General features: G+C 72.7%; 19 protein-coding genes and 1 pseudogene. 3 read left to right on the forward strand and 17 right to left on the reverse strand.

Going from position 1 to position 21,524, the window contains the following annotated elements; translation table 11 throughout:
* Nucleotides 1-116: 116 nt before the first annotated feature.
* From ACIQMU_RS26935 to mshD, 5 genes and pseudogenes are all read right to left on the reverse strand, one after another.
* Nucleotides 117-572, reverse strand: coding sequence for an NUDIX hydrolase (locus tag ACIQMU_RS26935; protein ID WP_352243512.1), 456 nt, complete (start codon nucleotides 570-572; stop codon nucleotides 117-119).
* The gene (locus ACIQMU_RS26940) at nucleotides 569-1,711 is read right to left on the reverse strand and encodes a CHAD domain-containing protein (RefSeq protein WP_352243513.1); all 1,143 of its coding nucleotides are present in this window, start codon (nucleotides 1,709-1,711) and stop codon (nucleotides 569-571) included. Before ACIQMU_RS26940 ends, ACIQMU_RS26935 begins: the two co-directional genes overlap by 4 nt.
* Entirely contained in the window at nucleotides 1,698-3,947 is a 2,250-nt protein-coding gene (locus tag ACIQMU_RS26945) for an RNA degradosome polyphosphate kinase (RefSeq protein WP_352243515.1), read from the reverse strand. The genes ACIQMU_RS26940 and ACIQMU_RS26945 overlap by 14 nt, the downstream gene beginning before the upstream one ends.
* 367 nt (nucleotides 3,948-4,314) lie before the next feature.
* Nucleotides 4,315-4,437 (reverse strand): annotated as a pseudogene (locus tag ACIQMU_RS26950) (ABC transporter permease); the annotation flags it as partial.
* A 139-nt stretch (nucleotides 4,438-4,576) separates the two neighbouring features.
* Nucleotides 4,577-5,500 (reverse strand): mycothiol synthase, encoded by a 924-nt coding sequence (gene mshD / locus ACIQMU_RS26955; RefSeq protein WP_402689918.1) that lies wholly within the window; start codon nucleotides 5,498-5,500, stop codon nucleotides 4,577-4,579.
* Between the two features lie 646 nt (nucleotides 5,501-6,146).
* Between mshD and ACIQMU_RS26960 the strand changes: the two genes are divergently transcribed.
* Nucleotides 6,147-7,970 (forward strand): bifunctional metallophosphatase/5'-nucleotidase, encoded by a 1,824-nt coding sequence (locus ACIQMU_RS26960; protein WP_352243516.1) that lies wholly within the window; start codon nucleotides 6,147-6,149, stop codon nucleotides 7,968-7,970.
* Between the two features lie 256 nt (nucleotides 7,971-8,226).
* Here the strand turns inward: ACIQMU_RS26960 and ACIQMU_RS26965 are convergent, their stop codons facing one another.
* From ACIQMU_RS26965 to ACIQMU_RS26990, 6 genes are all read right to left on the reverse strand, one after another.
* Nucleotides 8,227-9,006, reverse strand: coding sequence for a hypothetical protein (locus ACIQMU_RS26965; RefSeq protein ID WP_352243517.1), 780 nt, complete (start codon nucleotides 9,004-9,006; stop codon nucleotides 8,227-8,229).
* Between the two features lie 244 nt (nucleotides 9,007-9,250).
* Entirely contained in the window at nucleotides 9,251-9,847 is a 597-nt protein-coding gene (locus tag ACIQMU_RS26970) for a hypothetical protein (RefSeq protein WP_352243518.1), read from the reverse strand.
* A 107-nt stretch (nucleotides 9,848-9,954) separates the two neighbouring features.
* Nucleotides 9,955-10,476: a hypothetical protein gene (locus ACIQMU_RS26975; RefSeq protein ID WP_352243519.1), complete on the reverse strand. Its 522-nt coding sequence runs from the start codon at nucleotides 10,474-10,476 to the stop codon at nucleotides 9,955-9,957.
* Between the two features lie 129 nt (nucleotides 10,477-10,605).
* On the reverse strand, nucleotides 10,606-11,202 hold the full coding sequence (locus ACIQMU_RS26980; RefSeq protein ID WP_352243520.1) for a hypothetical protein: 597 nt from the start codon (nucleotides 11,200-11,202) through the stop codon (nucleotides 10,606-10,608).
* Nucleotides 11,195-11,713 carry a SigE family RNA polymerase sigma factor gene (locus tag ACIQMU_RS26985; protein WP_352243521.1) on the reverse strand — a complete coding sequence of 173 codons (519 nt, stop codon included), beginning with the start codon at nucleotides 11,711-11,713 and terminating at the stop codon, nucleotides 11,195-11,197. Before ACIQMU_RS26985 ends, ACIQMU_RS26980 begins: the two co-directional genes overlap by 8 nt.
* Nucleotides 11,714-11,943: 230 nt before the next feature.
* Complete coding sequence (locus ACIQMU_RS26990; RefSeq protein WP_352243522.1) at nucleotides 11,944-12,534, reverse strand: isochorismatase family protein; 591 nt, start codon at nucleotides 12,532-12,534, stop codon at nucleotides 11,944-11,946.
* Nucleotides 12,535-12,686: 152 nt separating this feature from the next.
* Between ACIQMU_RS26990 and ACIQMU_RS26995 the strand changes: the two genes are divergently transcribed.
* Nucleotides 12,687-13,682: a DJ-1/PfpI family protein gene (locus ACIQMU_RS26995; protein ID WP_352243523.1), complete on the forward strand. Its 996-nt coding sequence runs from the start codon at nucleotides 12,687-12,689 to the stop codon at nucleotides 13,680-13,682.
* 122 nt (nucleotides 13,683-13,804) lie between these two features.
* Here ACIQMU_RS26995 and ACIQMU_RS27000 read toward each other — a convergent pair whose 3' ends face one another.
* On the reverse strand, nucleotides 13,805-14,485 hold the full coding sequence (locus tag ACIQMU_RS27000) for a fascin domain-containing protein (protein WP_402689919.1): 681 nt from the start codon (nucleotides 14,483-14,485) through the stop codon (nucleotides 13,805-13,807).
* A gap of 347 nt (nucleotides 14,486-14,832) precedes the next feature.
* Here ACIQMU_RS27000 and ACIQMU_RS27005 point away from each other — a divergent pair, with 347 nt between their 5' ends.
* Complete coding sequence (locus ACIQMU_RS27005) at nucleotides 14,833-15,762, forward strand: phosphatidylinositol-specific phospholipase C (RefSeq protein WP_352243524.1); 930 nt, start codon at nucleotides 14,833-14,835, stop codon at nucleotides 15,760-15,762.
* 18 nt (nucleotides 15,763-15,780) lie between these two features.
* On the opposite strand, the gene ACIQMU_RS27010 is transcribed toward ACIQMU_RS27005, so the two are convergent.
* The 5 genes from ACIQMU_RS27010 to ACIQMU_RS27030 form a co-directional block, all read right to left on the reverse strand.
* Complete coding sequence (locus ACIQMU_RS27010; RefSeq protein WP_402689891.1) at nucleotides 15,781-17,229, reverse strand: ATP-binding protein; 1,449 nt, start codon at nucleotides 17,227-17,229, stop codon at nucleotides 15,781-15,783.
* Nucleotides 17,226-17,960: a response regulator transcription factor gene (locus tag ACIQMU_RS27015; RefSeq protein WP_352243526.1), complete on the reverse strand. Its 735-nt coding sequence runs from the start codon at nucleotides 17,958-17,960 to the stop codon at nucleotides 17,226-17,228. Before ACIQMU_RS27015 ends, ACIQMU_RS27010 begins: the two co-directional genes overlap by 4 nt.
* 73 nt (nucleotides 17,961-18,033) lie before the next feature.
* On the reverse strand, nucleotides 18,034-19,236 hold the full coding sequence (locus tag ACIQMU_RS27020) for a trypsin-like peptidase domain-containing protein (protein WP_352243527.1): 1,203 nt from the start codon (nucleotides 19,234-19,236) through the stop codon (nucleotides 18,034-18,036).
* A gap of 137 nt (nucleotides 19,237-19,373) precedes the next feature.
* A complete protein-coding gene (locus ACIQMU_RS27025) occupies nucleotides 19,374-20,414 on the reverse strand; it encodes a LacI family DNA-binding transcriptional regulator (protein ID WP_352243528.1) in 1,041 nt (346 codons plus the stop codon).
* A 24-nt stretch (nucleotides 20,415-20,438) separates the two neighbouring features.
* Nucleotides 20,439-21,263: a winged helix-turn-helix domain-containing protein gene (locus ACIQMU_RS27030; RefSeq protein ID WP_352243529.1), complete on the reverse strand. Its 825-nt coding sequence runs from the start codon at nucleotides 21,261-21,263 to the stop codon at nucleotides 20,439-20,441.
* Nucleotides 21,264-21,524: the final 261 nt, after the last annotated feature.

The following is a 21,524-nucleotide window of genomic DNA, read 5'->3' on the forward strand; positions in this document are numbered from 1 at the left end:
GCCGCGCACCGTGTACGTCCGAAATTAGGCAGAACAGGTGAAGCCGCTTGCGGGGGAGGATGAACGGCAGGTGAACCGTGTCGGGCAGGCGGGTGCGGAGCGGCCCGGCGCGGTGGTCAGGAAGCGGCGAGAGAGTCCAGCAGGGCGGCCAGCTGCCGGACGTCGCGGGGCTGGGTGAGCCGGACGCGGGCGGCCTCGGGGGCCAGCCACAGGACGCGGTCCACCTCGTCGTTGGCGGTGAAGGAGCCGCCCGTGGCCTCGGCCGCCCAGTAGGCGACCTCCTTGGGCCGGCCGTCCACCCGGTAGCGGGCGGTCGGCAGCCGGTCGCCCGGGGCGCAGTGGTGGCCGGTTTCCTCCAGCACTTCCCGTACGGCGGCGGTCCGCGGGTCCTCGCCGCGCTTCAGCTTGCCCTTCGGGAAGGACCAGTCGTCGTAGCGCGGCCGGTGGACCAGGCAGACCTCGACCCCGTGGCCGTCCGCGGCGCGGCGCCACAGCACGCAGCCCGCCGCCAGGACGGCGCCGGTTCCGGCGCGGTGTTCGCCGGAACCGGGACGCAGGGGCCCCCGGCTCATGGGGCGCTCAGGACGGTGGCGTACGGCCAGGTCTCCCGGAACGCGGCCCGCGCCGCCTCCGCCTCGTGGCGCTGGTCCGCGTGGAGTACGCCCAGCGCGTACGCCGTGGCCGGTGCGATCCGGGGGGTGCGGGCGGCTGCTGCCGCCGCCTCGGCCGCCTCCACCGCGTCCCGGTGCAGGTCAAGGGCGTGCGCGGGGCCGGCCAGGGCCGGGGCGGCGGCGCCGAGGACGACCTCGTGGGCGTACCGGTGCAGCCGCAGCAGCAGGCGGGCCTGGTGCCATGCCGCGTCCTGGGCCTCGTTGTACGGCTCCGTGCCCTCGGGCGGCAGCGCGGCCACGGCGGCGAGGAGCCGTTGCTCGGCGCGGTCGGCGGGCTCCAGGAGGGCCGCCTCGGCGGTCCGTCCGGCGGGGCCGGGGGCCAGCGGCACGTCGGAGGCCAGGAGCGCCACGGCGTCGGCGACGGCGTGGAAGCGGGCGGAGCCGAGCGCCTGGAGGGCCGCGGAGTGGGACCGGGTCCGGGCCAGGGTGAGGCGGCGTTCCAGCAGTGCCCCGGCTCGCGCCGCCCCGACGCCCAGGGCGGCGCGGCCCTGGGCGCCGGCGGCGCCGCCCTCCCCGGCGGCCCTGGCTCCCCGGGCGGCGGGAAGGGCCGGGCCGGAGAGCTGGTGCAGGGACTCGATGAGGCGGGTGAGGCGGTTGGCGTAGGCGTGCTCGCGGGCGAGCAGGCCGGAGAGCCAGGTCAGTTCCGTGCGGAGCTGATCGGCCCAGAGCGGGTCGAGCGCGGCCCGGAAGGTGTGCAGGGTGCCGCTGATCCGGCGGGCCGAGCGGCGCAGTGCGCGGGTGGCCGCCGCGGCGTCCTGGCCGCCGGCGTCCGCGGGGGCGCTGTGCTCGTGGTGCAGGCGCAGGCTGCGCAGGAAGGCCGCGGCCTGCGCCCGGAGGTAGGGCGCGAGGGCCGTCTCCGTGGTCGGGTCCCCGGCGGAGCGGGACGCGGCGACGGCGTCCGGGGGGCGTGCCGCGCCCGTGACGTCGGCGGGACGCCGCGTCCCCGTGCCGGTGGCCTCGGCGGGCGGCGCGTCCCCGGTGGTGCCGGGGGCCGTGTCCGTCGTCGGCCGGGTCGTCGTCTGCTGGTCAGGGCGTCGCACGCCTGCGCCTCCGGGCGTCGATGAGCATTTCCTGGACGTGCCGCAGCGGCTGGCCGTCCGCGTCCGTGGCGTGCCGGGTCCAGTTCCCGTCGGGGCCCAGATGCCAGGAGGCGGTGGTGTCGGCCATACCGGTCTCCAGGAGTCGGCTGAGCGCGGCGCGGTGGGCGGGGTCGGTGACCCGGACCAGGGCTTCGATCCGGCGGTCGAGGTTGCGGTGCATCATGTCGGCGCTGCCGAACCACACCTCGGGCTCGCCGCCGTTGCCGAAGGAGAAGACCCGGGAGTGTTCGAGGAAGCGGCCGAGTATGGAGCGGACCCGGATGTTCTCGGAGAGGCCGGCGACGCCGGGGCGGATCGCGCAGATCCCGCGCACCCAGATGTCGACGGGCACGCCCGCCTGGGCCGCCCGGTAGCAGGCGTCGATGATCGCTTCGTCGACCATCGAGTTGACCTTGATCCGCACGTAGGCGGGGCGGCCCGCGCGGTGGTGGGCGGCCTCCTTGTTGATCCGGGCGATCAGCCCGTCGCGCAGGGACTTCGGGGCGACCAGGAGGCGGCGGTAGGTCTCGCGGCGGGAGTAGCCGGAGAGCCGGTTGAACAGGTCGGAGAGGTCCGCGCCGACCTGGGGGTCCGCCGTCAGCAGCCCGAGGTCCTCGTAGAGCCGGGCCGTCTTGGGGTGGTAGTTGCCGGTCCCGACGTGGGAGTAGCGGCGCAGCGTGTCGCCCTCCTGGCGCACGACCAGCGAGAGCTTGCAGTGGGTCTTCAGCCCGACGAGTCCGTACACGACGTGGCAGCCGGACTCCTCCAGCTTGCGCGCCCACTTGATGTTGGCCTGTTCGTCGAAGCGGGCCTTGATCTCGACGAGGACGAGGACCTGCTTGCCGGACTCGGCGGCGTCGATGAGGGCGTCCACTATCGGGGAGTCGCCGGAGGTGCGGTACAGGGTCTGCTTGATGGCCAGCACGTCCGGGTCGCCCGCCGCCTGTTCCAGGAACGCCTGGACGGAGGTGGAGAACGAGTCGTACGGGTGGTGGAGCAGAACGTCCCGTTCGCGCAGGGCGGCGAAGATGTCGGGCGCGGAGGCGGACTCCACCTCGGCCAGGTCCCGGTGGGTGCCCGCGATGAACTTGGGGAACTTCAGCTCCGGCCGGTCCAGCGAGGCGATGGCGGACAGGCCGGTCAGGTCGAGCGGCCCGGGCAGCGGGTAGACCTCCGCGTCGGACACCTTCAGCTCGCGGACCAGCAGGTCCAGGACGTACGGGTCGATGGACTCCTCGACCTCCAGGCGGACCGGCGGGCCGAAGCGCCGCCGCATCAGCTCCTTCTCCAGAGCCTGGAGGAGGTTCTCCGTGTCGTCCTCCTCGACCTCCAGGTCCTCGTTCCTGGTGACCCGGAACATGTGGTGCGCCAGCACCTCCATCCCCGGGAACAGCTCCTCCAGGTGGGCCGCGATGACGTCCTCGATGGGCACGTACCGCTGGGGCGAAGCCTCCAGGAAGCGGGTCAGCAGCGGCGGGACCTTGACCCGTGCGAAGTGGCGGTGGCCGCTGACCGGGTTGCGGACGACGACCGCGAGGTTGAGGGAGAGCCCGGAGATGTACGGGAAGGGGTGCGCGGGGTCGACGGCCAGCGGGGTCAGGACCGGGAAGACGCGCTGCCGGAAGAAGGTGAACAGGCGGGCCTGCTCCTTCTCGGTCAGGTCCGGCCAGCGGATCAGCTGGATGCCCTCGTCGGACAGGTCCGGGGCGATGTCCTGCTGGTAGCAGGCGGCGTGCCGGGCCATGAGTTCGCGCGAGCGGGTCCAGATGAGGTCCAGGACCTCGCGGGGCTGGAGGCCGGAGGCGGAGCGGGTGGCGACGCCGGTGGCGATGCGGCGCTTGAGCCCGGCCACCCGGACCATGAAGAACTCGTCCAGGTTCGAGGCGAAGATGGCGAGGAAGTTAGCCCGTTCGAGGATGGGCGTGGCCGGATCCTCGGCGAGTTCCAGGACCCGCTCGTTGAACGCGAGCCAGCTGCGCTCGCGGTCCAGGAAGCGTCCCTGGGGCAGCTCGTCGCCGTCCCGGTCGGGCTCGTAGGCGTCCGCGTCGGAGTCGAGGTCGGGATCCAGATCGGCCGCGGTGGAGAAGCCGACCCCGTTGGAGGCGTGGGTGGCGTGCGGCCGGTGCGCGGCGAGTGCGCCGACGGACGGCTGGGCGGCGGGCTGGACCGGGACCTCGGAGCTGGGCTGCTGGCTCATGGGCCCATTGTTCCGCGTGGAGGGCTCCGCGGGCGCGTCGGAGCCGGGAAAGATCGCGGAAGGCCCGGGAAACCCCGGGTCACGACGGGGGGAGCCGGCGGGGGAGCCTGTGGAGGCTTTTCCCCGGGCTCTCCCGTTGCGGCGGGGGGCGGGCACAGCTGGCTGCATCCCGTGAGGGTCGCAAGGGCGTCTGAATGGCCGGTAACGGCGACATGACGTACAGGAAGCGGTGTGCCTGCGGGTGGGGCTCACGGTCACTGTACGTGTCCGTCGCGGCGGGCCGCCCCCGGGGCGGGGCGTGGCCGTTCGCGGTCCGGGCCCACCCCGCGCGGGGCCCGGACGGCGGCTTCGTACCGGAGGCGTCCGCTCAGCCGTACAGGCGGCGCGGGGCCCGGACGGCGGCGAACACGGCGAGGGCCGGCAGGATGCCGGTCTCGACGAGCTGGAGGGGCCAGTAGTGGGAGGCGGGGTGGTACTCGGTGAACTGCCGGGTCACCCCGAGTCCGGTCAGGCACGCGTGGGGTTCGGTGAAGCCCCTGCCGAAGGGGCGGCGTCAAGTGACGCCGCCCCACGTCCGGCCGACGGTGGGTCAGGACTCCGTACGGTGCCTCGGGACCCCGTGCGGTGGGTCAGGACTCCGTGCGGTACATCAGGTCCACCTCGTGCGTGCTGAAGCCCATCCGCTCGTACACGTTCACGGCCGCCGTGTTGTCCGCGTCCACGTAGAGCATCGCGGTGGGCAGCGCCTCGGCGGCCAGGTGGTGCAGGCCGATCGAGGTCAGCGCCTTGCCGAGACCGCCGCCCTGGGTCTCGGGCAGCACGCCGACGACGTACACCTCGCCGATCCCTTCCTCGGCGTGCACCTTCGTCCAGTGGAAGCCGACGATCTCCCCGTCCCGCTCGGCCAGGAAGAAGCCCTTCGGGTCGAACCAGGGCTCCGCCTTGCGGTCGTCCAGGTCCTGCTGGGTCAGCGACCCCTGCTCGGGGTGGTGGGCGAACGCGGCGCGGTTCACCGCGAGCCAGGCGGCGTCGTCCCGGCCCGGCTCGAAGGTCCGTACGGTGACGCCTTCGGGCAGCACCGGCTCCGCGAGGTCGAGCGGCACCAGGCTCCGCCGGAGCTGGCGCAGCTCGCGGAAGAGGGAGAGGCCGAGAACCTGCGCCAGGTGGCGGGCGGCGGAGCTGCCGCCGTGCGCCCAGACCCGCAGCCGCTTGCCGGTCGCGGCGAGGAGGGCCGCCCCCAGGGCCCGGCCGTGCCCGCTGCCACGCCGGTCGGGGTGGACGACCAGTTCGGCGGCCGGGGCCTCGACCGGGTCGGTGTCCTCCAGCTGGGCGTACCCGGCGAGGGCGCCGTCGACGGTGAGCAGGAAGTGCCGTACGCCGTCACGGTGTCCGCCCCGGATCCGGAGCCGGCCCTGCTCGGAGACCGCCTGCCGGCCGTCGAACCGGGCCGCCTCGGCGAGCAGGGCGAGGACGGTGTCGGCCTGCGCGGAGTCGAGTGCGTCGAGGGTCTGTACCTCGCGTCCGGGAGCGGGGAAGGGTGCGTCAGTCGTCATGCATCCGAGCGTACGGCGAGCTGTGCGCCCAGCGGTGCGCGTGGCGCGGGCTCCGGGGGGAGCGCGGGCCCGGAAGAGACGGGTGCGGGGCGGCCGGGGGTACGCGCCTCGGGCGGAGGCGCGGCCCCGGCGCCCGACGGAGGGGAACCCGACGCCCGGTTCGGTCGGGAACCGGGCGTCGTCGTCGATGAACGCGTCCTCCGGCTCACGCTCGGCGGGCCGGCCCGTCAGCTCGGGGCAGTCCAGGCGGTAGGGGGCCTTGAGGGTCTGCCGCACGGCGTCGGACTTCCCGGGCGGGCTGAGGTCGAAGCTGTTCGCGGCGGCGCCTTCGGCGAGGTGCGGCTGCCGGTGGATCACCGACTCCAGGTGGGTCCGCGACCAGCCGTGGTGGACGCGCGCCGGGCGTGGAAGCCCCGCTCGAAGGGGGTGGCTCACTTGCTCATGAGGAGGACGGCACGCCCCCGGGGCAATACGGGTGATGTGAACCCTTGTGTGGCAGTGCTGACGCGCCATTTGGCCGGATGGCAACCACTCCGTAACCCCGGACACCTGTTGCGCTACGCGCGTTGACTCTAGGCTGCGGCTCGCAGGATTCCAGACGTGACCCCTGCGACACCACTGACACCACTGACACACAAGGGGACCGATGTCAGCGACTCCGCAGAAGAACCGTGCGACACGGCGGGCGCTCGCCGCCGCGGCCGGCCTGGTCACCGTGGGCGCGCTCGTCGCCGCGATGCCGGCCGGCGCCCACGACCGGGGCAACGGGAACGGGAACGGACACGGGAACGGCCACAAGTCCCGCACGGTCGATGTGCAGTTGCTGTCGTTCAACGACCTGCACGGCAACCTGGAGCCGCCGGCCGGTTCCGCAGGCACGGTCAAGAAGACCCACGCGGACGGCACGGTCGAGTCGATCCCGGCCGGTGGCGTCGAGTACCTGGCGACCTCGCTGCGCACCGCGCGCAAGGGCAACCCGTACTCCGTCACGGCGGCCGGCGGCGACATGGTCGGCGCGAGCCCGCTGCTGTCGGGCCTCTTCCACGACGAGCCGACGATCGAGGCGCTGAACGGCCTCGACCTGGACGTCACGGCGGTCGGCAACCACGAGTTCGACGAGGGCGCGAGCGAGCTGGCACGCCTCCAGAACGGCGGCTGCCACCCGGTCGAGGGCTGCTACGAGGAGGGCAAGGAGTTCGGCGGGGCCGACTTCCCCTACCTCGCGGCGAACGTGACGGAGGAGAAGACCGGCAAGCCGCTGCTGAAGCCGTACACCGTCTGGAAGAAGAAGGGCGTCAAGATCGGCTTCATCGGCGTGACGCTGGAGGGCACCCCGGACATCGTCACCGCGAACGGCGTCAAGGGCCTCCGGTTCCACGACGAGGTCGAGACGATCAACAAGTACGCCCGCGAGCTGGACCGCAAGGGCGTCAAGTCCATCGTCGCGCTGATCCACGAGGGCGGGGCCCCGGCCTCCAGCTCGTACGACTACGACTGCGACAGCCCCGGCGCCGGCGACGGCATCTCCGGCCCGATCGTCGACATCGCCAAGGGCATCACGCCGAAGGTGGACGCCCTGGTCACGGGCCACACCCACCAGGCGTACGTGTGCACCGTCCCGGACCCGTCGGGCAAGCCGCGCATGGTCACCTCGGCCTCCTCGTTCGGCAAGCTGTACACGGACACCACGCTCACCTACGACCGCCGCACCAAGGACATCGTCCGTACGTCGGTGAAGTCCGCTAACCACGTCGTCACCCGGGACCAGCCCAGGGCCGCCGACATGACGCGCCTGATCGACCGCTGGAACAAGCTCGCCGCCCCGGTCGCGAGCAGGCCGCAGGGCTGGATCAGCGCCGACATCAACGGCCGGGGCTCCACGGCCCCCGAGAAGCCGCTCGGCAACGTCATCGCCGACGCCCAGCTCGAAGGGCTCGCCCCGGCCGACAAGGGCGGCGCGGAAGTCGCGTTCATGAACCCGGGCGGCATCCGCGCCGACCTGGTGCACAAGGCGTCCGGCGGTGAGGGCGACGGGGTCGTCACCTACGGCGAGGCGTTCACCGTGCAGCCGTTCACCAACATGATGAACGTCGTCGACCTGACCGGCGCGCAGCTGGTCACCGCTCTCCAGCAGCAGGTCAGCGGCAGCAACGAGGCCGCCCCGAAGATCCTCCAGGTCTCCAGGGGCCTCACCTACACCCTCGACCTGACGAAGACCGGCGCGGACCGCGTCGTCGCCGGCACCATCAGGCTGAACGGCGAGCCGATCGACCCGGCGCGCACCTACCGCGTCGCGATGAACGAGTTCCTCGCGGGCGGTGGCGACGGTTTCGCGGCCCTCGGCGAGGGCACGAACAAGCTGGTCGGCGCGTCCGACCTGGACCTGTTCAACGCCTACCTGGCGGCCCACTCCACGGCCACCGCCCCGCTGGCCCCGCCGGCGACGGACCGGATCACGGTCATCCAGTAACCCACCGGGGGAGGAAGGGGGCGGCGGGCCTGCGGGCCCGCCGCCCCTTCGCGTCGCCGCGGCCCTCGCGGCGGTCGTGCTCGTGGGTGCGGGCGCGGAGGGGTCCTGGCGGCGGGCGGTGGCGGGTGGCGGCGGGCGGCCTTGACGCCCCCCTCGGTCCCCGTCACCCGTGCGGCCGGCGTACGCCCTCCCGGGCGTACCCCCGGTCGCACATGTCCTCGGGCCGCCGGCCCCGTTCGTGGCGGCTCGCGGCACGTCAGGGCCTGAACAGCGAGGTCAGGGCGGTCACCCGGCCCGCGTCGTCGACGACCAGGTCGTACCCGACGCCGTCGGAGAACCTGGGGTCGAGCCGGTTGACGAGGGCGACCAGCTGGGTGGGGGAGTACGGGAGGAGTGTTCCGCGGCTCGTGCCGGCGACCTCGTCGCGAACCGGGGCCGCCAGCAGCACCTTGCTGTCCTCGGCCATGGGCACCGTCGTGAAGGCACCCGTGCCCGGGATGATCTCCCAGGTGTCGAACCGGGTGTTGATCTTCTTCTGGGCGGTTCGCACGGACAGGTGGACGCGACCGTCGCTGATCCACGCCCTGCTGATGTTCACGAACGGCTCGGAACCGGCGAAGGGAGCCGTGCCGGCCGCCGTTGAGGCGCCCTGGGAGTCCGCAGGGGAGGCCGGCGCGACTGGGGCGACGGACTTCCTGTCGGTGTCGGTGTCGGTGTCGGTGTGGGCGTTGGCGTCGGCGTTCGCGGCGGCGTTTGCGTCGTCGTCGGAGTCCGTGTCCGTCCGGAAGCCCGTCTTGTCGGCTCGGGCGAGCGGATCGGTCTGCTTGCCGTCGGTGGCGGCAGGAGTGGCCTTGTCGCCGTCGTCGGACCCGGAGTCGCCCGGCGCTTCGTCGGTCGCGGCGGACGAAGCGGTCCGGGCGCCCGCGGAGGCGGCCGTGCGGTCCGCGGGCGGCTGGCCGCAGCCGGTCAGGACGAGGGTGCCGAGAGCGATAGCGGTGAGCCAGCCTTTGGCGGAGTGACGGCGGAAAGCATTCATTCTCAACTGCTCCTCTTGGGCGGTGTGTTTGGGTTACACACTCTCTACGCCCCGCACCGCACCCCGGGTTGCACCCGTCTCGAACTATTTCTATTTCGGCTTCGAGAGGTGTGCCGCCCCGGAACGAGAAAGATCCCGACCGATCACGAAGACCGGCGGGATATCGACGACCGCCCCCCGGTCCAGTGTTCCGGAGGGTGGTCGTCGCCCTGTTCTGTGGAGCGTGTTCTGCCAGGTGGGCGGGTTAATCCACGGTCAGCCAGTGCGCCTCGCGAAGCGACTGGACGCGGCCCTCGGCGTCATAGTCGACGGCGAAAACCCATTTCGGCCCGGCGCTCAGCCGGTCCACCAATTCTCCTGCCCGCATGTCCCCTGCTTCTCCGCCGGCCAGGTGTTTGACCTCGACCGGAGTTTCCGGTTTCAGGGTCAGTCGGTGCACCGCTCCGGTGCGTGTGACGATTCCCTTTTCCGTACGAATCTGTGCCACGGTGACCCGGACCGTATTCCCCTTCACTGTCGCGGCGTGGTAAACGAATCCGAGTTCGCTGGCGTACTCCTCTCCCGGCGCGGGCGCCGGGGCCACGAACGGTGAGGCGCTGACCGCTGCCGTGGGCGTCGCGGCGGACGGTGCCGTCTGCGGCCCCGGCCGCACCGCTGACAGGACCCCCAGGGCCAGAGCCGCCGCCGTCACCACGCCGCCCGTGGCCCGAGCGGCCTGCTTGCGCCGCCGGCGGCGGTCGCCGCGCGCCCGGACCTCCCGGGCGGTGGGCGTCGCGGCGTACCGCCGGCCCGAGGCGGCGAGGTCGGCGAGCCGGCCCTCCAGGCCGGTCGCGTCGTCCATGTCCCACCTCCGCTGCGGTCCTCGGCGGGAACCCGTACGTCCTGCCTGCTGCGCGTGCGCCGTACCCGCCTCGTGTCCGGTGCGCGCCGTTCGTCCGCGCGCCGGGCTCACGGCCGGTACAGCGACTGCAACTTGACGACCCGGCCCTCTCCGTCGAAGCTCAGGTCGAATCCGGCGCTTCGGCGGGTCCGGGGCTCCAGCCGCGTCAGCAGGGTGACGAACTCGGCCTGCGGCGTCGGCACCGGTTCACTGCCCCGGACCCCGGCGGCGTCCTCGCCGCGCACCGGCACGGTCAGCAGGACCCGTGCGTCCTTCGCCAGGGTCACCGTGGAGCGGGCGCCCGTGCCGGGGATGATCTCCCAGGTGTCGAACTGGGTGTTCACCTTCTTCTCGGCGAGCCGCACCGACAGCTTCGTCAGCCCGCCCTCGGCCCAGGCCCTGTCGATCGTCACGAACTGCTTGGTACCGGCGAAGGGGACCCTGTCGGCCGGTGCGGTGGTCGACGCCTCTACGGGGGAGGGGGCCGCGGCACGGCCCTCGGCCGTCCCGCCGCAGCCGGTCAGGACGAGAGTGCCGAGGGCGAGGGCGGTGAGCAGGCGCAACGTGGCCTGGCGGCATGAGGCGGTCATGGTCGACGTGCTCCTGGAGGCCGGCGCGGACGGGTTACACGGTCTCTACGCCCCACACCGCCCACCGGGTTGCATCCGGCCGGAACATTTCCCGGCCCGTCCCGGACGGCGACCGGAGCAGGACCGACGTCACTTGACGGTCAGCCAGTGAGCTTCCCGCAAGGACCGGACCCGGCCCTCGGCGTCGTAGTCGAGGGCGAACACCCATCGCGGCCCGGCCCGCAGCCGGCCCGCGACATCCTCCAGCCGCACGTCTCCGGGCGTGCCCCCGGTCAGATGCTCCACCTCGACCGGGGTCGTCGCCGGCAGGGTCAGCTCGTGCACCACCCCGGTGGGCACGGCCGTCCCCGCCTCATCGCGCAGCTGCTGGACGGTGACGCGGACTGTGCCGCCGTCCAGCACGGCCGCGTCGTACACGTAGCCGAACTCGCTGGCGTACTCCTCACCCGGTGCGGGTGTCGGGGCCACGAACAGGGAAGCGCTCGCGGACGGGTTCGGATCCGCCGCGGTCGGAGCCTGCTCCGGCCCGGGGCGGAGCAACGTCAGGCCGCCCACGACCACAGCGGCGGCCAGCAGCACACCGCCCGACGCGCGAGCCGCCCGCTTGCGCCGCCGACGGCGGTCGCCTCGCGCCCGGATCTGCTCGGCCGCCATCGGCACTGCGCCCAGCCGGCCCCCGGTGGCGAGGTCGGCGAGCCGCTCGTCCAAGCCGGTCTCTTCACCCACGCTCCACCTCCGAAACCCGGCCCGCCCGCGGATCCAGCTCAGTATCGGCCAGAATCTTCGCCAGCGCAGCCCGCCCCCGGCTCAGCTGCGCCTTGACCGTGCCGACAGGGGAACTGGTCTCCTCGGCGACCTGCTTCACTTCCAGATCGCACAGGTGGTGGAGCACGATGACCCGCCGCTGCGCCGCGGGTATCTGCTTCAACGCCGCCACCAGCAGCACATGGTGGTCGTCCGGCGGCGGCACGTTCGGCGGCGGCCCCTGCCGCTTCGCGAAGGTGAGGGAGGTGCGCACCCGCCGCCACCGGCTGACGGCCAGCCGGTAGGCCACCGTACGCACCCACGCCTCGGGCGCACCGTCCTTGTCCAGGGCGGTCCGGCGCTCCCAGGCCCGTACGAAGGCTTCCTGGACCACGTCCTGCGCCTCGGCGCGGTCACCGATCATGGCGTAGAGCTGGCCGATGAGCCGGCCCACGCTTCCGGCGTAAAAGGCGTCGAACGCCTGCTCGTCCATCCCCACCTGGTCTTTGGAGGCCGCACACGTATTCAGTCGTGCGAACACTGCCACCCGGCGCTCAGGTGACGCAAGGAATGTGGGGAAGGACGTGCAGATCAGACGTGGCGCGGCCGGGAGCCGGTGGAAGCCCGCGCCGCCGATCGCCCGGTGGCCGGCGCGGCGACGGACCAATCGCGGGGGCATAGGGGCACGGAAGGGAGGCGCCCGGACTTCTGGGGGAGCGAGAGCTACTTCAGGGCCTCCTGCGTCGGGACCACCACCCCGTACAGGTCCTGGACCGTGGCCAGCGCCGAGGCGTGCAGCTGCTGTGCGGGGATGCCGTCCGGGTCGCCGGCCAGCGGCAGGGGCCGGGTCGCGCAGGCGTCGGCGACCACCGTGGGGCGGTTGCCGCGCAGGAAGGCGCCCTGGGCCGTGAAGGCCACGCACATGTGGGTCATCCAGCCGGCGATGACGACGTCCTGGCCCTGCGGGATGTGGTCGCCCAGGTCGGTGCCGTGGAACGAGTCGGGCGCGTGCTTGACGACGACCGCCTCGCCTGCGGCCGGGGTGAGGTCCGGGTGGATGCCCCCGATGTCGGCTCGGATGTCGTACGGGGTTCCCTCGCCGCCGTCGTTGATGACGTGCACGACCTTCGTGCCGGCCCGGCGGGCCCGGGCCAGCAGCTGCGCGGCGGCGTCGAGCGAGTCCCGCCAGCCGTCGAGTTCCATGACGCCGCGGGTGTAGGTGTTCTGGTAGTCGACGAGGATCAGCGTCGAACCGGACAGTGTGGCCGGGGTCTCGTCGAAGCCGTTGAGTTCGCGCAGGGTGGTTCGGGACATGGGTGTACCGCCTCGGAGAGTCGTACGTCGGGGAGGGGATGCGCTCGGGTGCCGAGCCGTTCCCGACGCTAGGGCCGGAGCGATGATGTCCGCAATGACGTCTAACATGCAGATACCGACATGCGTGGGCTGTCGGAGTGAGGAGGCCGGGCGTGGACACCGTGGGGCGACTCGTCGTCATCGTCCTCTTCGAGGGCGTCGACCTGCTCGACGTCACCGGGCCGCCGGAGGTGTTCTCGCTCGCCCGGCGCGAGGCGGACGACGCGGTGGGTTACGAGGTCGTCCTGGCCGCCGCGTCCCTGGAGCCCGTCACCACCGGCGCCGGTGTCCGCATCCTCCCGGACACCACCTTCGGGGAGGCGGCCCGGCGGAGCATCGACACCCTCATCGTGCCCGGGGCCGTGGAGGTCGGCCGTGAGCGGCGGGTGCACGCCCTCGTCGACCCGGAGGTGGTGGAGCGGGTGCGGGAGCTGGCCGCGCGGAGCCGGCGGGTCACCTCCGTCTGCGTGGGGGCGCATGTGCTGGCCGCCGCCGGTCTGCTCGACGGCAAGCGCGCCACCACGCACTGGTCGACCGCGCGGCAGCTCGCCGCCGAACACCCCGAGGTCGAGGTCGACGCCGATCCGATCTTCATCCGTGAGGGCGACGTCTGGACCGGCGCCGGAATCAGTGCCTGCCTCGACCTGTCCCTGGCGCTGGTCGCCGACGACCTGGGCGAGGCCGTCGCCCTGCGCGTCGCCCGCCAGCTCGTGATGTACCTGAAGCGGCAGAGCGGCCAGAGCCAGTTCAGCGTTCCGCTGGAGCAGATCTCAGCGACCCGGCGCATCGAGGACCTCCGCCACCACATCCTGCGCAACATCGGCCGCCGGCTCACGGTCGTCGACCTCGCGGCGTACGCGCACGTCAGCGACCGCCACCTCACCCGGATCTTCAAGACCGAGCTGAACACGACCCCGCACGCCTACATCGAGTCCGTGCGGGTGGAGAAGGCGCGCAACGAACTGGAGTCGTCCGACGCCACCCTCGAACGCATCGCGTCCGTCAGCGGGTTCGGCACGGTGGACACCCTGGTCCGGGCGTTCCGGCGGAGGCTGAACACGACGCCGACGGAGTACCGGCGCAGGTTCCGTTCCTCGCACGCGGTCTGAGGGCCGCGGACCGGGGCCGGCGGGCGCCGTCCGGCACACCGGTGGGGCCCAAAGCGGCTCGGCCGGGCGGGGACGCGGCCGGAGGCCGGGGCAGTGGGCCCCGGCCTCCGGCCTTCGGCGGGTCAGCCCTCGATCTTGTACAGGACGAACTGCTCCCACGAGCCGGTGACTTCCATGGACCGGGCCCGCAGCGCGTACTGGAGGGAGCCCGTGTAGCTGTTCTCCATCGCGACGAAGCGGCCGTTCAGCGCGGACTGGAGCGCCCAGCGGTCCAGGTCCTCGTTGTGGTACAGCGTGAAACGCTCCCAGGTTCCCGTTCCGGTGGAACGGGCGCGCAGGATGTTCTGCGTGTTGCCGGAGTAGTTACCCTCGACCGCCACGTAGCGATTGTTCGCCAGGGACTTCAGCGCGAATGTCTGGGTGTCCTCGTGCCATTCGAAGGCGAAGCCCTCCCAGGCGCCGGTGACCTCGGCGGAACGCGCACGCAGTACTCCGGTGTTGGGCGCCGCGTAGTTCCTCTCGGTGGCCGTGAACTTTCCGTTGCGGACCGACTGGAGGGCCATCGTCTCGGACTCCGCCGCCACGGCGGAGGTGCCGGCGGCGGGGAGGCTGCGGCCGGTGGCGGACAGGGAGGGGATGCTCTCGCCGTTCCCGGTGATCCGCGCCAGATCGTCCCCGTGCACCGTCTCCCATCCCTCGGACATGGCGGCCGGCCCGTCGTTCCGCGGGGCGGCCGCGGCCGTGGGGGCGGCCAGTGCGGAGGCGGTCAGCAGGGCGCTCAGGGAAAGCAGGGCGGAGGTCATGCGTATGCGTCGCACAAGTCTTCCTCGTATTTCGTCTCAAGGATTCCGCGATGGAGGGAAGGATGAACTCCGGCTTCCCGTGCGGCTGCCGGAAATCGTCGGTTCCTCGGGGCGGTGCCGGCCGAATTGTTCGGCCAAGTGGCCACAGGATATGGCTTCTTCGTGATCTCCGGCAGCCTTTTTATGCGGCTTTGGTAATTCCGGCGAGCGACACGGTGAATATGTCGTTCCGCTGCTTTCCGTTAACCTCGGCACCTCTCGGAGGCGGGCGTGCGGGCCCTCTTTCCTGTCTGACGTGTCCCCGACACAATCTAGGTCAGCCCCCCGGCCCCTTGGAGGCAGTCCCCATGTCCACCCCCGCGTTCACGTCCGAGTCCCCCGCCCGGCGCACCCGAAGAGGCTTCCTGGCCGGCGCGCTGGCCGTCTCCGCCGCCGCGGTCGTCGGTGCCGCGCCCGCCGTGGCCGCCACGCGGGAGGCGCCCCGGGTGGTCAGGGGGACGCGGGACTGGATGGCCGCCCTGCCCGACGGCATCGCCCTCCGGCAGCTCACCGTCCCGGGCACGCACGACTCGGGGGCCCGGTTCGGCGGCCCCTGGTCCGAGTGCCAGAACACCACGATCACGCAGCAGTTGGAGAGCGGCATCCGCTTCCTCGACGTACGCTGCCGGATCACCGGGGACGCGTTCGCGATCCATCACGGGGCGTCGTTCCAGAACCTGATGTTCGGCGACGTCCTCATCGCCTGCCGGGACTTCCTGGCCGCGCGGCCGACCGAGACCGTGCTGATGCGGGTCAAGCAGGAGTACTCCGAGGAGAGTGACGCCGCGTTCCGGCGGATCTTCGACCGCTACCTCGACGCGAAGGGCTGGCGGCCCCTGTTCCGCCTCGACCCCGCCCTGCCCGACCTCGGCGGAGCCCGGGGCAAGGTGGTGCTGCTCGCGGACAACGGCGGGCTGCCCGGCGTGCGCTACGGCGACCCGGCCCTCTTCGACATCCAGGACGACTACATGGCGGAGCCGTTCGGCAAGTACCCGAAGATCGAGGCCCAGTTCCGCAAGGCGGCACAGCGGCCGGGCAAGTTCTACATGAACTACGTCTCCACGGCCGCCCTGATGCCGCCCCGCTGGAACGCCGACCGGCTCAACCCGCAGGTGCACTCCTTCCTCGACCGCGCCGAGACGGCCGGATGGACGGGCCTGGGCATCGTCCCGCTGGACTACCCGAACCAGCGGTCCGGCCTGGTCGAGTCGCTGATCCGGCACAACCCGACGGGGTGAGGGGCGTCCGCCGCCGCCTCACAGCCCCGGCGGCGGCGTCGGCGCCCCCGGCAGGGTGAGGGCCGCCACGGTGCCGGGGCCGTCCGGGGCGGGGCGCAGGGCGATCGTGCCGCCCGCCTGGTGCACCGTACGGGTCACGATGGACAGACCCAGGCCCGAGCCGGGGAGCTGGCGGGCGGTCGGGGAGCGCCAGAAGCGTTCGAAGACGTGCGGGAGCTCCTCGGCGGGGATGCCGGGGCCCCGGTCCCTCACCGTCAGCTCGCCCCGGTGCAGCCGCACGTCGATCGTGCCGCCCGGCGGGCTGAACTTCACCGCGTTGTCCAGGACGTTGACGATCGCCCGCTCCAGGGCGGCCGGTTCCGCCCGTACGTACCAGGGGGCCAGGTCGTCCGTGATCGTCAGCTCGGGGCCCCGCAGGCGGGCGCGGCGCAGGGCGGTACGGGTGATCTCGTGCAGGGCCACCACCTGGAGCGGACCGGGCTCGGCCGCGTCGGGGCGGGCCAGTTCCTGGAGGTCGCCGATCAGCGCGGCCAGCTCCGTCATCTGGGCCTTCACCGAGGCCATCAGCGCCCTGCGGTCGTCCGGCGGGATCTTCCGCCCCGTCTCGTCGCTGCGGGCCAGCAGCTCCACGTTCGTCCTCAGCGAGGTCAGCGGGGTGCGCAGCTCGTGGCCCGCGTCCGCGATCAGCTGGGCCTGGCGGTCGCGGGAGGAGGCGAGCTGGGCCGTCATCGAGTTGAACGAGCTGGACAGCCGGGCGATCTCGTCCTCGCCGTCCACCGGGATGCGTACGGTCAGGTCCTCGGTACGGGCCACGTGCTCGACGGCCTCGGCCAGTTCGTCGACCGGCCGCAGACCGGCGCGGGCGATCCACAGCCCGGCCGCGCCCGCGCCGAGGACGCCGATGCCGGAGACGACGAGCAGCACCCAGGCCAGCTGGTTCAGCGGATCGGTGACCTGCTTCATGGGGACGGCCACGGAGACCGCGAGGCCGGGGCGGTCCGGACCGGCGGGCGAGGTGTGGACCCGCATCCGCGTGCCGTCCTCGGCCGTGGTCGTGTGCGTCGTGTCCTCGCGCAGCCCGCCGGCGACAGCCCGGTCCGTGGCGTCGATCGGGATGGCGGACTTGCCGGGCACCGTGCACGGCTGCTGCCCCACGGCCGGCACCAGCTGGATCGTGTACGGCCCGACGATCTGGAAGTCGCCGGGCAGCCCGCTCGTGCAGGACGCCGTCAGCAGACGGATCGCGTTCTCGTTCGGCTTCACCTGGGACAGCGTCGTGTCGAGCTGCTCGGTCAGCCGGTCGCGCGTGGTGACCCAGCAGGCCACCGCCACCGCCGCGACCGCCACCGCGACCGCCGTGGCCACCAGGATCGCCAGCCGGGAGCGCAGCGGCAGCGCGCGGAAGCGGCGTACGAACCGGTTCGCGGCGGGTCCCGCCCCGCCCGCCGGGGGGCGCGCGGTGCTCACGCCTCCCCGCTCCCGCCCGTACGCAGCGCGTAGCCCACCCCGCGCACGGTGTGGACGAGGCGCGGCTCGCCGCCCGCCTCCGTCTTGCGGCGCAGGTACATCACGTACACGTCCAGGGAGTTGGAGCTCGGCTCGAAGTCGAAGCCCCAGACGGACTTGAGGATCTGTTCCCGGGTCAGCACCTGGCGGGGGTGGGACAGGAACATCTCCAGCAGTGTGAACTCGGTCCGGGTCAGCTCGACCCGCCGCTCGCCCCGGGTGACCTCGCGGGTGGCCAGGTCCATCCGCAGGTCGGCGAAGGAGAGCACGTCGTCGTCGGGGGCGTCCGTGCCGGCCGACGCGGCGTAGGAACTGCGGCGCAGCAGGGCCCGGATGCGGGCGAACAGCTCGTCCAGCTCGAAGGGCTTGACCAGGTAGTCGTCCGCCCCGGCGTCGAGGCCGGTGACCCGGTCCCCGACGGTGTCGCGGGCGGTGAGCATGAGGATCGGCGTGGTCGAGCCGGTGGCCCGGATGCGGCGGGCGGCGGTGAGGCCGTCCATCCTGGGCATCTGGATGTCCAGGACGATCAGGTCGGGTGCGTACTCCTCGGTCATCGCCAGGGCGTCGTACCCGTCGACCGCGACCTGTGTCCCGTACCCCTCGAAGGCGAGGCTGCGCCGCAGCGCCTCGCGCACGGCCGGCTCGTCGTCGACGATCAGGATGCGCTGGGGCTCGTCCTCGGCGGGGCTCATCGCTGCGTGTCCTCTTCTCGTTCCGGCCGGCGGGGGCGCTCCCAGCCTTGCACGGCGGGGGCGGCGCGCGGGATCAGGAACCGTCGCCCGCGCGCAGGGCGTCCAGGCCGGCCTTGAGGGTGTCCACCGGGATCGCGAAGCCGAGGCCCACGCTGCCCGCCGCGGAGCCGCTGCCCGCGGCCGAGGAACTGGGCGCGTACATCGCGGAGTTGATTCCGATGATCTCGCCGTCCATGTTGATCAGCGCACCGCCGGAGTTGCCGGGGTTGAGCGAGGCGTCCGTCTGGAGCGCCTTGTACGTGGTGGTCTCCTCGCCCGTGTCGCCGTTGAACTGCTGCCCCCCGAACTCGAACGGCCACTGGCCGTTGCCGCCGCCCTGCCCGCCCCGGCCCTGCCCGGAGCTGCCGGAGTCGTCCTTGGCGACTGTGACGTCCCGGTCGAGCGCGGAGACGATGCCGCTGGTGACGGTGCCGGTCAGGCCCTCCGGCGAGCCGATCGCCACGACCTGGTCGCCGACCTTGACCTGCGAGGAGTCGCCGAGCGTCGCGGTCTTCAGGCCGCTCGCGCCCTGGAGCTTGATGAGCGCGAGGTCCTTGTCCGGGTCGGTGCCCAGGACGTCGGCGGTGTAGGTCCGGCCGGTGGAGAGGGTGACCTGGATCTGCTGCGCGCCCGAGATGACGTGGTTGTTGGTGACGATCTCGCCGTCCTCGGTGATCACCACTCCCGACCCGGTGGACCTGCCCGCCGAGGAGGCCGCGCCGATCTCGACGATCGCGGGCGAGACCGCCTCCGCGACACCCGCGACGGTGCCCTTGCTGCTCTGCGAGACGGAAGTGCCGGTGACCGCGCCGCCCGAGCCGGTGGCTCCGGGGCCCGCGTCGTTCAGCTGCCCGACCAGGGTGGCGGTGCCCCCGCCGATCGCGCCCGCGGCGAGCGCCACCGCCGCGAGCAGCGCGACCGGCCGCTTCGCCCGGCGCTCACGCCGCCCGGACGGAGGCTCGGGGGCGTACTGCGGGGAGGGAGCGTACGGAGGCGGCGGCGGGAAGCCGCCGGTGGCACCGCCGTGCGCCGCAGCGGCCTCGTGGGCCGCGCCGCCGTACGTCGCGCCCTCGTGGGCCGCGCCGGTGTGGGCCGGGCCCTCGTGCGTCGTCGCGTCGTTGTACGCCCCGGCGTCCCGCACCGTGCCGGAGGAGGCGTGCGAGGGGTACGGGGGGTGCGGGGTCGTCGGGTTCTGGTCCGTCGGGTGCGCGCCGCTCGGGCGAAGGTTCTCCGTCATGTCCACCAGGCTGGTCAGTGAACATGAGAAGGGCCTGAGTACGTCCTGAGAAGCCCGGAAGAACCGCGTATGCCCGCTGTAAAGGCTTCACGGCGCGGGAGACTCCGACGGTCACGCCGCCGCGCGCGTGCCGACGGTCACGCCGACGGGTTCGGTTCCCCGCAGCCGCAGGAGCGCCGGACCACCAGGGCGGAGGGGAACTGCTTCAGCCGCTCCCGGCGCGATCCGGAGACCCGGAGCGCGTCGTCCAGCACCAGGTCCACCGCGGCCCGCGCCATCGCCGGGCGGTCGGAGTGGACCGTGGTCAGCGGCGGATCGGTGAGACCGGCTTCCTTGACGTCGTCGAAGCCCGCCACCGCCAGCTCGCCCGGCACGTCGATGCGCAGCTCACGGGCGGCCCGCAGCACGCCGAACGCCTGGTCGTCCGTGGCGCAGAAGATCGCCGGGGGCCGGTTTGGGCCCGCCAGCAGCCCGAGGGCGACCTGATAGGCGTCGTAGCGGTTGTACGGGGCCTGGAAGAGCCGGCCCTCCGTGGAGCGCCCCGACTCGTGCATGGCCCGGCGCCAGCCCTCGATGTGGTCGGCGACCGGGTCGCCGACCGACGGGGTCTCGTCGGTGCCGCCGAGGCAGGCCACGTACGCGTTGCCGTGTTCCAGCAGGTGCCGGGTGGCGAGCTGGGCGCCGCCCACGTCGTCGGTGACGACGGCGACGTCGTCGATGGCCTCGGGGCGCTCGTGCAGCAGGACGACCCGGGCGTCCCATGCCTCGATCTCGGCGGCGGCGCGTTCGCTGGGGCCCTGGCTGACCAGGATCAGACCGGAGACGCGCATGCCGAGGAAGGCCCGCAGATAGTGGACCTCGCGCTCGTCGCGGTAGTCGGAGTTGCCGACGAGCACCATCTTCCCGCGCTCGGCGGCGGCCTGTTCGACCGCGTGGGCCATCTCCGCGAAGAACGGCTGCCGGGCGTCCGGCACGATCATGCCTATGAGGTCCGTGCGCCGCGACGCCATGGCCTGGGCGACCCGGTCGGGCCGGTAGCCCAGCTCCTTGATCGCGGCGAGCACCCGCTCGCGCGTGGCCGGGGCGACCGGCCGGGGTCCGTTGTTGATGACGTAGCTGACGACCGCGGTCGACGTCCCCGCCAGTCTCGCCACATCGTCCCGCGTCACCTTGGCCACGCGCCGCAGTCTACGCGGATGGACCTACCTCTTGGCAGTCTCCACCGGGGCTTCTTCCGGCAGCCCGGCGGCCGGCGACTGCTCCGAACGGGCGACGGCTTCCGTTTCCTCCCGCCGGGGTTGCCGCTGCCGCTGCGCGGCGGCCCGGTCCTTCGCCTCCTCGGCCGCGCGCTCGACCTTCTCCGGGGTGACGAAGCGGTAGCCGACGTTGCGCACGGTGCCGATCAGAGACTCGTGCTCGGGGCCGAGCTTGGCGCGCAGGCGCCGTACGTGGACGTCGACCGTCCGCGTCCCGCCGAAGTAGTCGTAGCCCCAGACCTCCTGGAGGAGCTGGGCGCGGGTGAACACCCGGCCCGGATGCTGGGCGAGGTACTTCAGCAGTTCGAACTCCTTGAAGGTCAGGTCCAGCACCCGGCCCTTGAGTTTCGCGCTGTACGTCGCCTCGTCCACGGAGAGGTCGCCGTTGCGGATCTCCATCGGGGAGTCGTCGGAGGTGATCTGCCGGCGGCCGGTCGCCAGCCGCAGCCGGGCCTCGACCTCGGCCGGTCCCGCCGTGTCCAGCAGGACGTCGTCGACGCCCCAGTCGGCGGTGACGGCGGCGAGGCCGCCCTCGGTCACGACCAGTATCAGCGGACAGCCCGGCCCCGTGGACCGCAGCAGCTGACAGAGCGAACGGACCTGCGGAAGGTCCCGGCGCCCGTCGACGAGGATCACGTCGGCGCCCGGGGTGTCCACGAGGGCCGGGCCGGCGGCGGGGGCCACCCGCACGCTGTGGAGCAGGAGCCCGAGGGCGGGGAGCACCTCCGTCGACGGCTGGAGTGCGTTCGTCAGAAGCAGCAGTGAACTCATCGCCGCCCACCTGCCTGGTTCGGTCGATCGTGTTGCACGGTTCGCTCGCCCATTACGTCGGTCCTCCTCGTTCCCTGCGAGAGGGGCACTCCCGGGTCGGACCCGGGGGAGTATGCGGCACTGCTTCGTACGGCTGTACGGCGAGGGCGCCGCGATCACGCCGCGGCGTTCGTCGAACAGGTGGTGCGGTGCGGTCCCGCGCCCCGGGACCACTGAGCTTGTGGAAACGTCGCCGAAACAACGCCGGTAAAGCACAAAAGG

It is taken from the genome of Streptomyces sp. NPDC091649 (assembly GCF_044756785.1).
Classification (GTDB): Bacteria; Actinomycetota; Actinomycetes; order Streptomycetales; family Streptomycetaceae; genus Streptomyces.